Here is a 12583-nt window from a genome sequence, read left to right on the forward strand (position 1 = left end):
AACACTAGCTTTACTAAGAATTATGAGAAAAAAACTACCATTTTTAACCTTTTTATGCCTTACTTTCTTTAGCAGTCTTACTTTGACTGCCCAGGAAGAACCTTACACTTTACAAGTGTTTAACCAGGCGGTGTATTACGGTATGTATGAAGCTACCGTAGACGAACCGGTACCTGCAGACGCTATAAGAAATAGCAACTCTTCATATGGTAAAATGCTTACAGAGGAACAACTTGCTTCTTTTGGTAACAGGCTTACTATGAGAGTTACCCTTAATCCGCTTTGTGATAATTATGACAGGATAGGGAATGTTAACCTTGCTTTTGTGCCTAAGGGACAAACTACTTATGTATATAATGAAGTACAAAGAATAGAGCTTGGTCGTTTCATAACTCCTTTTATGAATAAAAACAATACTTCTGTTCAGGAAGTACCTTATGAGTGGCAAATTGATAATATAACTCAGATATTTCATGATGAGAACATAACATCAGAATTCGACTTATGGGTTGAGCTTGAGGTTTATGGTTATCAGGGTGGTCCCGGTCAGGGTGGAGCCGCTGTTGAAATAGCAGGATGTGCAAACAGAAACGATGTTTATCAGGGTAGCCTTGAGTTTATTTCCACAGAAGATCCATTAATAACAAACGGAGATGATAATACATTTATTCCGCTTTCATTTAAGTATGAACTTAAAAACTACACTTTAGACGGAACGGATGTGATAGGCGAAACAGTAAGGACAATTAATTTTACATTAGACCAAGATGTGCCTAACGCCAAATTTTATCTTATAACGTCTAATCACGGATCAAATTCAGGAGGAGAAGAATATATCAGAAGACAGCATTATGTTTATCTTGATGATGAGCAGGTGTTTACTTATAAACCGGGAGGTGTATCTTGTGTGCCTTTCTTTAACTATAATACACAGCCTAGCTGTATATATTATGACTGTTCACAAAACCCATCTCCTCCAAGACCTGATACTAACGCAGCATGGTCATGGAATAACTGGTGCCCGGGTGATAAAATTCCTATAAGGGTAATTGATTTAGGAAACCTAGAGGCAGGTGAGCACTCGTTTAAAATTGATGTTCCGGATGCTCAGTTTGCCGGAGGACAGGGATACTTCCCTATGTCTGTTTATCTTCAGGGCTTCTCGCAAACTTTAGGAGTCGAGGATTTTAATACAACTGCATTTACATTATTTCCTAATCCGGTTGTTGATATTGCCGAAATACAAACTGTAGATGGTAGCAGCATAAGAAATGTTACTGTGGTAAATACACTTGGACAGATTGTTTATTCAGGTTCAAGCGAAAAAGTTAACTTGTCTCAGCTTCAAAGCGGTGTTTATATTGTAAATGTAAAGTTTGATGACAATAGGACAGCGACTCAAAAACTTATAAAGAACTAAATTGATTAAATGATAGTTTTTAAAAGCCCACTTAAGTGGGCTTTTTTATTTAGAACTTGAGCCTTATCATGGCGTTCGGTATACGTTCTACAGAGTATGTGTTTACAACCTCAATTAGGTCGGTGTCATTATTTATTCTGTAGTAGCGGTTAAGAATGTTTTTTCGGTTAAGAATGTTTAATATTGATACACCCATTTGTAAAGTCCCTGCATTTTTTACTTCTAATGAATACATGGTAGAGAAATTAACCTCAAAAAAGTTCTCTATATTCGATGAATTAGGATAAGAATAACTAATTTCAGGATATCCAGGGGTTGTATATACGGGGTCGTTACTTACAGGGACAGTTTCAGGTCGTCCTGTATGCCATTTTGCCCCTAATGCAAATTTCAGTTTTTTCCATTCGTAGGTTGCTGCACAGTTTATGGAGTGCTTAACTTCAAGATTGTTAGGGAACTTTGAAGGGTCAAAATCTTTAAAGTCATATTTGTTGTTATTCCAGGTATAGCTAAACCAGGCATAGAATCCGTGAAATTGTTTCTGAACTAAAAATTCGGTACCAAAAACCCTGTAGTTTCCGGTTAAATTGGTGAACTCAAGCTGGTTTTGAAAACCTTGTTCAGGAGTAGTTATACCTCTAACTTTTTTATAGAAATTTTCCAGGGAAACCTGCCAGCTGTTGTTTTTATAGTATATCCCGGCAGATATTTGTCGGCTTTTCTGTATAGGGATATCTTCTCCGTTTGCCATTATCCAGCGTCTTTTTTCTATGCCTAAAAAGTCCTGCTGTACTTCAGCTATTTGTGAGGTTGCCTGACTCTTAATTTCTCCCAAGGCTTCAAGCTTCCATGTGTTGTTAATGGTGTAATTAAACTGTAACCTTGGCTCCAGCAAAAAAGCGGAAAGTCCTCCAAAATAGTTGGCCCTAAGTCCTGCTTTGGCGTAAAAATTCTGATCTTCGGGGTTGTATTCTGCTTCAGCTATAGCTGCATGAGTTCTTAAAACATTTTTAGTGTCTTTATAAAAATCAGGTGAGTTTACCTTATCGATATTTCTTATGCCTAATTCGTTAAACTGGTAGCCGGTATTAAGCGTCAGCTCCGGCCTTAAAACAGTGCTGTTAGAAAGTCTTAAGCCTGTATCTGAAATGTTGTTTTCCTGCTCTACAACCTGATTGTTAAGCAGTGCTTCGTTATTCCCGTCAACGTGATAATATGAACTGTAGAGGGTTACTTCTCCTTGGTTTGTTTCATTCCATTGTGATTTCCATGTTGCAGATCCACCCAGTGTTAACTGGTTAAGGCTACTGCTGGTAACAACAACCTGTGTTTGTGTAATGGTTCCTTGTGTAAAATCAAGATTGTTTTTAATACCTATAAAATCGATAAATAATTCGCTTTTATCACTTGTCTTTAAATGATACTGTCCTGTAAAGTCGTAAAAATAGAATTCCTTATCACTTTTATAATTTACATCATTACTGTTGTTAAGCTCAGTAACTACTGTGTTCTGGAAAATCCGTTTAGAGTATTTACTGTAGGAGGGCAATTCTATAAAATCGGTAAAAGAACGTCTGGCAGACAGTTCAAGGCCTGATTTTTCGGATAACTTCAATACCGAATAAAAATCGATGTTAATCATGTTAGAGCCTATACCGAAACTGCTCTCATCTATATTTTTTGAACGGGAAGAAATATCCACAACGCTGGAAACACTTTCGCCGTAAAAAGCAGAGGTACCATTCTTAAAGATTTTTATCTGATGGGGCAGGTTAGGGTTAAAACCGGAAATTAAACCAAAAAAATGACCTGTTTGAAAAAGCCTTATGCCGTTCCATAAAAACAGGTTTTGGTCGTGTGTACCGCCCCTTACATTGATGTTGCTTACTGTTTCGTCTACACTACTTATGCCGGGTAACTGTTGCATGGTTTGCAGTACATCGGGTTCGATAAGTCCCGGTAGTATACCAAACTTTTTGGGTTCTATAACAAAACTTCCGTCTTTCTTTTTAGAGATACCGGTTGTAAGGTAACGATCGGCAACTATTTCAGGTAATGTAGTGTCAAAGATAATTTGCAGTATAATGTTACGGCAGTCATCTTTAAAACTCTTCGCTGTAAATGTAATAGGGTTATAAGAGGCGTGTGAAATCTCTAAATAATCATTGTTGTTCCTGATAATTTTAAAATATCCTTTGGAGTCGGTAATTTCTTCCTGGCTGCCATTAACGTACTTAATAAGTGCGCCTTCAACAGGAACCTGATTTTCATCCAGAACATATCCGCAAATAAACTCTTCACTTATAGGTTTATATATACTTATGTAATTACCCGCCTGTTTAAAGCTAAGACCTGTTTCTGTCTTTATATAGGAGATTTTTTCAGCTAAGTTTTTTTTGCTTTCAGGTGGTACAATCTTTATTGGAGATACATCCTCATTGAGGTAGCTGAACTTTACATTGTGTTGTTCCTCAATCTGTACCAATATGGTTTTTAAAGGCAAAAGCTTTTCAGTGTCCTGAGAGTAGGCTGCCCGGACGAAAAAAAAAAATAATGTAAAGAAAAAAAACAGCTTTTGTTTTAATATCATTCTGCCGATAAAATAACGGTGCCCTTACCTGTTTTTTCAGCTTTTAAATGATACTTTTCTGTGAAAAAGCTAAGTGTTGTTTCAAGGTCATTCATAGGCAGGGTACCTTCAAATTTGCTTTTAGCGGAAAAGGATACATTTTTATCCAGCTGAATTGAAACTGCAAAATGCCTTTCGATCTCCTTAATTACGTTTTCAGGTTTTTCGGCTGTAAATGTAATCTCGTTGTTAATCCATCCTGGCTGAGCAGCTTTAGTTTCAGGGATTTCAATTTCCTCTCCTTCCTCAAAGGTAACACTTTCGCCTGGAGTAAGGAATACTTCCTCTGTTTTATAAATAACTTTAACCTTACCTTCAAAGCAGGTAACATCAAAACGATTGTCTCTGGCTTTTACATTAAACTGTGTACCTACTACAGTAACAGTTCCAAGTGGGGTGTTTACATCAAAGGTTTTTCCTTTTGCAACTTTAAAAAAGGCTTCGCCTTTAAGCTCAACACTACGCTTTTTGTTCCAGTTCCATGATTTGTATTCAGCTTCAGAGTCTGAATTAAGTACAACTTCAGAGTTATCAGGAAGTAAAAATTCTGTTTTTTCACCAGCTGCCGCTATTTGGGTGGTAGCATGGTTTGTGTTGTAAAAGAAAGTAACACAAAGTGCTATTATTAAAACTGCGGCAATGCGAACCAGCCATGGCCTGTGCAGGCGTATAACTTTTGTTTGTGCAGTTTTGTTATTTCTTTTTGCTTTTATATTGTTGTAAATAGCGTCTGCATCTGTCTCGGGTGCTTCCAGCTGAGCAGAGTATTGGGCTATCTTTTTGTAAGTTTCAAATTTCGGCAATGATTCAAATTCCCTTAGCTCCTTTTCATCCATCTCTCCGGCAAGCCACTTCGCTAATTTATTATCGTCTTTCATTGTTTTGTTCGTTTCTTTGCTTTGTAAACAGTTATTATTCAAAATACCCTACCTAAAATTGTCAATTTCTTTTCTAAGCTCAACCAAGGCACCGTGAATTCTTTTTTCCACGGCCTTAACGCTTATGTCTAACATTTCGGCAATTTCATAATATTTCTTTCCGTCTATACGGTGAAGAAGGAATGCTGTTCTTTGTGCCTCCGACAGTTTTGCAATGGCATTTTGCAGCTTTGCTTTAAACTGGTCTTCTTCCATTACAAATTCAGGACTCTCTGATGAAGAGGTAGGTCCGTTATGCTTTTTTGCATATTCCAAAACAACTTTCTGGTGTGCTATCTGGTTTAAGGTAGTATTATTAGCAACGGTGTATATAAAAGATTTGGCTTTCTCAACCGGTACATTGGCGCAGTTTTCCCAAAGCTTTATAAAAGCTTCCTGGGTTACGTCTTCTGCCTGCTCTTCATTCCCAAATTTGTAAAACAGATAGTTTTTCAGTGTTTTGACGTGGGTCTTAAAGAAGTTTGAGAACAGAAGTTCTTCGCAGATATTGTTATTGGAGTTGTTTTTCATTTTCGGAGTACAATGTCTTTGTGAAATTATAAAAAAAAAGCAAACCAGGTAGGGAATTTTCTCCTTTAACTGTTTTACTATCCGAAAACGGTAATAACATTTATGAAGCTCGACAAAGCAAAAATATATATTTTTTTTATTCTCATAACATTATTTCTGTTTTCCTGTCAAAGTGAGGAAAATGTTGTTTTGCAGGATGATACCGAGAATCTTATTTCAGGTTCGCAATTGGTAGATAAAATGCTGCAGTTAACACAAAATCCGGTATGGGCAGATAATATAATTGACAGTACTGATTGTTTTTCGGTAAAGCTTCCTGTAAATGTTCTGGTTAACGGGCAGGAATTGCACATTGCCGAGATTTCTGATTTTATTTCGGTTGATGATATTTTCAACGAATCACAACAGGATGTAGACATGGTGCAGGTTGAATTGCCTGCAACTGTTGTTTATGCAGACTATACCGAAAGCGAAATTTTGACACAGGAAGATTGGGATTTAGCTTCAGATTGTGTTAATACTGCTTCTACAGGCTTAAAGTGTTTGCGTTTTGTTTATCCGTTGTCGGTAAATATCTACGACACGGTTTTTCAGGTGGCCGATGTACAGGTGATGGATGATGATATGGAATTTTATGGTTTTTTGAATAATCTTAATGTAAATGTTCTTTCGGCTATTGCTTATCCTGTTGTTGTGGTTAAACCCGGTGGTGAGGAAGTGAGCTGTAATAATAATAATGAATTGCTAAGTACTTTAAGTATGTTTTATGAGTGTGATTGATAATTATGGTAAATAATTTGATATTTTTATTAAAAACATTCAATTACTAACTTAAACTACTAATTATGAAAAAACACGTTCTTAAATTAATGTTGGCATGCACTTTGATATTGTTTGCAGCAGCATGTAGTTCTGATGATGACAACTCATCTGTAAACAATGATTTGTCTGAAATTATTAGTATGGCACAGTCCGGCTCATGGAAGGTATCTTCTTATGTAGATTCAGGTAACGATGAGACGAACCATTTTACAGGATATAATTTTACTTTTGGAAGTGGTGGCGTACTTACTGCAACAAACGGAGATGCTACTTACACCGGAACATGGTCGGTTACTAATGATGACGACAGTAATGATGATAACCCAAGCGGTGATGTAGATTTTAATATTGCATTTGCCTCACCAGCAGATTTTGCCGATCTTACAGATGACTGGCATATTGTGGAGGTTACTGCTACAACTATTAGTCTTATAGATGTAAGTGGGGGTAACGGAGGAACAGATACTTTGGTATTTGTTAACAACAATTAAAACAATTTCCTTTTGCAATATTTGTAAAGGAATAACAATAGATGAAAAAGAAAACTACTTATTTCTTGGATAAACAAGAAGCTAAAAATTTTTGAATTGCTATGAAGATCTAAAGCTTACGTTTATCGATTAAAAAACCAGTCTTTTACAGACTGGTTTTTTTTATGAAAAATGTTAGAAAACAGGGTAGGGTATAAATCAATATAACTGTTTTACTATCAAACCGATTAACAGATGCAATAAATTAATCGTAAAGTTTGTGTTTTTTTTAATATTCAAGTTTTTTCCTCAAGAAAACCGGTTTCTCATAAAGACCGGTTTTTTTATGCCTGTAAATCTGTAACTTCAAAATCAAATTCTTAAATTTGCACCTCATAAAACAGAACCGTAAATTATGTTTGATAATTTAAGTGATAAATTAGATAAAGCCTTTCATATCTTAAAAGGGCACGGAAAGATTACAGAAGTAAACGTAGCAGATACCCTAAAAGAAGTGAGAAGGGCATTACTTGATGCCGACGTTAACTTTAAGATAGCTAAAGATTTTACTACCAAGGTTAAGGAAAAAGCTATTGGTGAAAATGTATTGACTACACTACAACCGGGCCAATTAATGGTTAAGCTTGTTAAAGATGAGCTTACCGAATTAATGGGTGGCGATGTAGCAGGAGTAAACCTTTCAGGTAATCCGTCAATAATATTAATGTCAGGTTTACAGGGTTCGGGTAAAACCACTTTCTCAGGTAAACTTGCCAATTTCCTTAAAACTAAAAAGAATAAGAAACCTTTACTTGTAGCGTGTGATATTTACCGTCCTGCGGCTATAAACCAGCTTCATGTAGTAGGTGAGCAAATAGGTGTAGAGGTATACTCTGAAGAAGGAAATAAAAATCCGGTTGAAATTGCTCAAAATGCTATTAAGCATGCTAAAGCAAACGGATTTAATGTTGTAATTGTCGATACTGCCGGTCGTCTTGCTGTAGATGAGGAGATGATGAACGAGATAGCAAATGTTCACAAGGCTATAGAGCCGCATGAAACACTGTTTGTTGTTGACTCCATGACTGGTCAGGATGCTGTAAATACTGCTAAGGCTTTTAACGACAGGTTAAACTTTGACGGTGTTATACTAACCAAGCTGGATGGTGATACCCGTGGTGGTGCCGCTATTTCAATCAAATCGGTAGTTAACAAGCCAATCAAGTTTATAGGTACTGGTGAGAAGATGGAAGCGATTGATGTTTTCTATCCTTCACGTATGGCCGACCGTATTCTTGGTATGGGAGACGTTGTGTCGTTAGTAGAAAGGGCACAGGAGCAGTATGATGAGGAAGAGGCAAGAAAGCTTCAGAAGAAAATCGCTAAAAACGAATTTGGTTTTGACGATTTCCTTTCTCAAATACAACAGGTAAAGAAAATGGGTAACATGAAAGACCTTATAGGTATGATACCCGGTGCAGGTAAAGCACTTAAAGATGTGGAGATTGAAGATGATGCCTTTAAGCATATCGAAGCTATTATACATTCTATGACCCCGGGCGAAAGAAGCAAACCTTCTGTTCTTGATGCTAAAAGAAAGAACAGGATTGCAAAAGGTTCGGGTACGTCCATACAACAGGTTAACCAACTGCTTAAGCAGTTTGACCAGATGAGCAAAATGATGAAGATGATGCAGGGTGGTGCAGGAAAAAACATGATGCGAATGATGGGCGGAATGAAAGGCATGAGGCCATAAGAAAACTGTAGAGGCGCGGGTAACCGCGTCTTTTTTAATAATAATTAATAGATATAACATGCAGTTATTAGACGGGAAAAAAGTTTCTGAAGACATTAAGAATGAAATTGCCGCTGAGGTAAAAAAAATGAAGGACAATGGTGAAAAAGTACCTCACCTTGCAGCGGTTATTGTTGGTAATGACGGAGCAAGCCTTACTTACGTAGGTAGTAAAGTAAAAGCATGCGAGCGCATTGGGTTTGAGTCTACACTTATTAAGCTGCCAAGCACTATTTCTGAAACTGAGCTTTTAAAGAAAATTGAAGAGCTTAATCAGGATGATAATATAGATGGCTTTATAGTTCAGCTTCCTTTACCGGAACAGATTGACGACCAGAAAGTACTTATGGCTATAGACCCAAGTAAGGATGTGGACGGTTTCCACCCTGAGAACTTTGGTAAAATGGCTTTGGATATGACTACTTTTATTCCGGCTACTCCATTTGGTATTCTTGAGCTTTTAGAGCGTTATAATGTACAAACGGCAGGTAAGCATACTGTAGTTATAGGTCGTAGTCACATTGTGGGAAGGCCAATGAGTATTCTTATGGGACGTAAAGGTTTCCCTGGTAACTCTACAGTAACACTAACACACAGCCATACCAAAAACATCAGTCAGATTACTACACAGGCAGATATTATTATTACAGCTTTAGGTGTGCCTAACTATCTTAAAGCAGAGATGGTAAAAGACGATGCGGTTATTATTGACGTGGGTATTACCCGTGTGCCGGATGAAACTAACGAGAAAGGTTATAAGATTACAGGAGATGTAGACTTTGCTAATGTTAGCAAAAAAGCATCTTACATTACTCCGGTTCCGGGTGGCGTGGGTCCTATGACAATTGCAATGCTTCTTAAAAATACATTACTTGCAAGAGAACAAAGGGCTTTAAGAGGCCAATAATAAGGAAATAGTATTTTATATAAAATAAAAAGGCTGCTAATAATATTAGCAGCCTTTTTGCTTACGGAAAAAAACTATCATTAGTCAATTTTAAGCACTTTTATCTGCTTAGAATTATTACCGGAATGCACAGTTAGGAAATAAGCACCTGCCGAAAGATCGTTCATGTTTATTTCTGCCTGTTCTGCATTTATGTTTTGTTGTAATACAAGTTGTCCTGTAATATTATATACTTCTACAGTATCAATTATATTAGTATTGCTTACAGTTATGTTGTTTTTTGTTGGGTTAGGGTAATAGGCAAAACCTTTAAAGTTATTCTCGTAAATGCCTAACTCTTCTTCGGTAGTAAAACTTACCATTACCCAGTCGCTCCATATTGGCCCGCACTGTGTTCTTACAAAAGCATAGTATGTGGTTTCAGGTTCAAGTTCACTAAAATTGGTCGTAAAGTTTCCTTCCTGAGTACCTTCTGCCGGAGGAGTTTCGGTATTACCTATTGCATATTGGTAAACGTTGGGGTCTGAATTACCCTCTGTAGTGCCTTCCCAAGTTAGTGTAGCTGATGAGTCTGTAATATCAGATACCTGTAAATTTGCAGGTACACCACATGAGCTTTCTTCAATGCTAAAGTTGTCTACATAGATACTTCCCTGTCCGCCTTCGCTTTGTGCGTTGAAACCAATGTAGTATACTCCGTCTTCCTGAACCGTAATATAGTTTACTTCATTTGTAGCCGGTGTAGCAGCAGTAACAGAGTGATTTCCTAATACACCTCCTTGCGATGCTGTAACAGGGTCTGGGTTCGTACTTAAAGTAACTTTAAGAGTTTCTGTAAATTCACTGCTGTCGTTACCGTAAGTATACTCTACCTTATAACGAGTGCCTGCTGTAAGTTCTATTCCCTGAGTAAAATACCATGAGTCAGCGTTAGCTTCAGTACCTGTATATTGTAGTGTATTGGTTTCAAAGCCGCTTCCCGGATTGTTTGCAGTGCTCCACATATTACTGCTGTTTGTTGCTAATGAATTACATGCAGGTATAGCAGGTGCTGTAGCAGATTCAAAATCCTGTGAGTAAGGAACAGTTGCTGTTTCTGTACATGGAGTGGTAAATACCATTGCAGGAGTCCATTCACCTACTACAGGACCGCATAATGTTCTTAGAAACACATAGTAAGTAGTGTCTGCATCAAGCTCATCAAAAGTTACGTTAAGTTCGTTTGTCATTGCCATATCTTCTTCAGATGGAGTACTACTCGTTCCATAAGTATAAAAGTACCCTATAGCGGTGCCTCCCTCAGCAGGCGACCACTCTATAGTAGCGCTATCTGATGATAATGCAGTAATATTTGGATTTTCCGGCAGTTCACAATTCCATGTTGTGATTGTTATATCATCGATGTATAAGCTGCCTTGTGAAGCGTCGCTAGTAGCCTGGATACCAAAATAATATACACCAGCAGCCGGACTGAAAGGAGGTGATACAAACTGATGCTCTTCACCATCATTAATTCCGGTTACACTCATTAATGTGCCGGTCCATGTTTCAGGATCAGGTGAAGTGCCAAATTTAAGATTGAAGCTTTCAGTTGTGGTATCACTATTATTTCTGTATCTAAAACTTACTTTGTAATAAGTTGCAGCTTCTAATTCTACCGGTGCAGTAACAAATACTGCATTGGCAGCTTCAGTAGCGGTATTATACACTAGTGTATTAGTCTCAAAGCCATTACCAGGGGTGTTTGTTGTAGTCCAGTTGTTTCCTGTTCCTAAGTTGAAGGCTGCTGTACATTCCGGGAAATCCGGAGCATCTACCGATTCAAAATCTATTGTATATGGCAGGGCTACCGGTACACAAGGAGTAGTAAATTCAATAACTTCCCATTCGCTGTTTATATCGCCACACACATTTTTTACAAAAGCATAATATGTTGTATTGGCTTCCAGTTCGCTAAGGTCCTGAGATAACTCTGTAATAGTTTCTGGAGAGTCAGGCGGGGTGTTTGTGGTAGAGTATCCAAAATAGTACCCTGTAGATGAGATATTTCCTTCTGTTGCTTCTTCCCATGTTATTGTTGCGCTGCTATAAGTAACAGCACTAGCCATAGCATTTTCAGGAGTGCCACAAACAGTTTGCTGTATTGAAAAATCATCGACATACAGTTCGCCCTGATTTGCTTCGCTTACAGCACGGAAACCTATATAATATGTGCCGGTTTCTTCTACAGTAAAGAAGTGGTCATGTGTGTGCGGTATGGCATCATCTATGGTTGCTGCATATAATGGCATTGCATCTTCAGCAGTAGGTGAAAGCCCATAAGTAAGTATAATGCTTTCAGTGGTCTCGGTACTGTTATTACCATACCTAAATGATATTTTATAATTCGTTCCGGCTTCAAGCGCTATACCTTGTGTAAATAAAAAGCTGTTGGCTATAGCATTGCTTGGTATGTACTTTAGTGTGCCGCTTTCAAAACCAAATCCTGGATTTGTAACGGTTTTCCAATGAGGAGTTGAAGGAGCTACAGATGTTGTACATTCAGGCAATAAACTTGCTGTTACAGTTTCAAAATCCAAAGTGTATGGAGGCTGTACAGCCGGACACGATGTGGTAGTAAAGGTCACCCCGGTAGTCCAGTCGCTCCATACACCTGAACAAAATGACTTTACATAAGCAGTATAAGTAGTGCCCGGTAATAGCGGATAATAGCTTGCTAGGCTTGTTGTAACTGTAGTAGCACCATCAATAGCTTCTGCTGTGCCTTCAACAAAAGAGGTTTGGTAAAACTGTACTTCGCTACCTGTTGAAACGGCATCCCAACTAAGTAAGGCGCTGTTAGACGTGATTTCTGTTACTGCTGCATTGGTAGGTGCATTACATTGTGCATTTGTTGTAAGTACTCCAAGCAACAAAAAAGGAATCAAAAGAATAATTTTTTTCATGATCAATTTTTGTAATAGTTAATAGTTTGTAGTTTGAAATTTCCCTGCCGCCTAAAAAGTGTGACAGAAAAACCAGGTACAACATTAACGAAAAATCAATCTTTTTTTAGTTAACTTGTTGATATTGTGTTGTGTAAAAAAGCGACA

9 protein-coding genes are annotated in these 12583 nt (G+C 37.6%); 5 read left to right on the forward strand and 4 right to left on the reverse strand.

The annotated features are described in order from the left end of the window. The first annotated feature begins 22 nt into the window (after positions 1 to 22). Positions 23 to 1420 (forward strand): peptide-N-glycosidase F-related protein, encoded by a 1398-nt coding sequence (locus tag NU09_RS01175; RefSeq protein WP_165357631.1) that lies wholly within the window; start codon positions 23 to 25, stop codon positions 1418 to 1420. A gap of 49 nt (positions 1421 to 1469) precedes the next feature. Here NU09_RS01175 and NU09_RS01180 read toward each other — a convergent pair whose 3' ends face one another. From NU09_RS01180 to NU09_RS01190, 3 genes are all read right to left on the reverse strand, one after another. Next, a complete protein-coding gene (locus NU09_RS01180; RefSeq protein WP_165357632.1) occupies positions 1470 to 3923 on the reverse strand; it encodes a TonB-dependent receptor plug domain-containing protein in 2454 nt (817 codons plus the stop codon). Between the two features lie 83 nt (positions 3924 to 4006). Beyond that, positions 4007 to 4927, reverse strand: coding sequence for a FecR family protein (locus tag NU09_RS01185; RefSeq protein WP_129749417.1), 921 nt, complete (start codon positions 4925 to 4927; stop codon positions 4007 to 4009). Positions 4928 to 4975: 48 nt separating this feature from the next. Next, positions 4976 to 5497: an RNA polymerase sigma factor gene (locus NU09_RS01190; protein WP_129749418.1), complete on the reverse strand. Its 522-nt coding sequence runs from the start codon at positions 5495 to 5497 to the stop codon at positions 4976 to 4978. 102 nt (positions 5498 to 5599) lie between these two features. On the opposite strand from NU09_RS01190, the gene NU09_RS01195 reads away from it, so the two are divergent. The 4 genes from NU09_RS01195 to NU09_RS01210 all read left to right on the forward strand — a co-directional run bounded on the left by NU09_RS01195 (position 5600) and on the right by NU09_RS01210 (position 9491). Further along, complete coding sequence (locus NU09_RS01195; protein ID WP_129749419.1) at positions 5600 to 6277, forward strand: hypothetical protein; 678 nt, start codon at positions 5600 to 5602, stop codon at positions 6275 to 6277. 65 nt (positions 6278 to 6342) lie between these two features. After that, entirely contained in the window at positions 6343 to 6810 is a 468-nt protein-coding gene (locus NU09_RS01200; RefSeq protein ID WP_129749420.1) for a hypothetical protein, read from the forward strand. A 394-nt stretch (positions 6811 to 7204) separates the two neighbouring features. Beyond that, a complete protein-coding gene (gene ffh / locus NU09_RS01205; RefSeq protein WP_129749421.1) occupies positions 7205 to 8545 on the forward strand; it encodes a signal recognition particle protein in 1341 nt (446 codons plus the stop codon). 58 nt (positions 8546 to 8603) lie between these two features. After that, on the forward strand, positions 8604 to 9491 hold the full coding sequence (locus NU09_RS01210) for a bifunctional 5,10-methylenetetrahydrofolate dehydrogenase/5,10-methenyltetrahydrofolate cyclohydrolase (protein ID WP_129749422.1): 888 nt from the start codon (positions 8604 to 8606) through the stop codon (positions 9489 to 9491). Between the two features lie 80 nt (positions 9492 to 9571). On the opposite strand, the gene NU09_RS01215 is transcribed toward NU09_RS01210, so the two are convergent. Next, on the reverse strand, positions 9572 to 12436 hold the full coding sequence (locus NU09_RS01215; RefSeq protein ID WP_129749423.1) for a fibronectin type III domain-containing protein: 2865 nt from the start codon (positions 12434 to 12436) through the stop codon (positions 9572 to 9574). Positions 12437 to 12583: the final 147 nt, after the last annotated feature.

The sequence above is a fragment of the Flavobacterium beibuense genome, from assembly GCF_004151245.1.
Lineage (GTDB): Bacteria > Bacteroidota > Bacteroidia > Flavobacteriales > Flavobacteriaceae > Flavobacterium > Flavobacterium beibuense_A.

Excerpts from the sequence above, each read along its gene's own strand:
- NU09_RS01215 (WP_129749423.1), bottom strand. The coding sequence starts at position 12,436 with ATGAAAAAAATTATTCTTTTGATTCCTTTTTTGTTGCTTGGAGTACTT.
- NU09_RS01185 (WP_129749417.1), bottom strand. The coding sequence starts at position 4,927 with ATGAAAGACGATAATAAATTAGCGAAGTGGCTTGCCGGAGAGATGGAT.
- NU09_RS01195 (WP_129749419.1), top strand. The coding sequence starts at position 5,600 with ATGAAGCTCGACAAAGCAAAAATATATATTTTTTTTATTCTCATAACA.
- NU09_RS01175 (WP_165357631.1), top strand. The coding sequence starts at position 23 with ATGAGAAAAAAACTACCATTTTTAACCTTTTTATGCCTTACTTTCTTT.
- NU09_RS01200 (WP_129749420.1), top strand. The coding sequence starts at position 6,343 with ATGAAAAAACACGTTCTTAAATTAATGTTGGCATGCACTTTGATATTG.
- ffh (WP_129749421.1), top strand. The coding sequence starts at position 7,205 with ATGTTTGATAATTTAAGTGATAAATTAGATAAAGCCTTTCATATCTTA.
- NU09_RS01210 (WP_129749422.1), top strand. The coding sequence starts at position 8,604 with ATGCAGTTATTAGACGGGAAAAAAGTTTCTGAAGACATTAAGAATGAA.
- NU09_RS01190 (WP_129749418.1), bottom strand. The coding sequence starts at position 5,497 with ATGAAAAACAACTCCAATAACAATATCTGCGAAGAACTTCTGTTCTCA.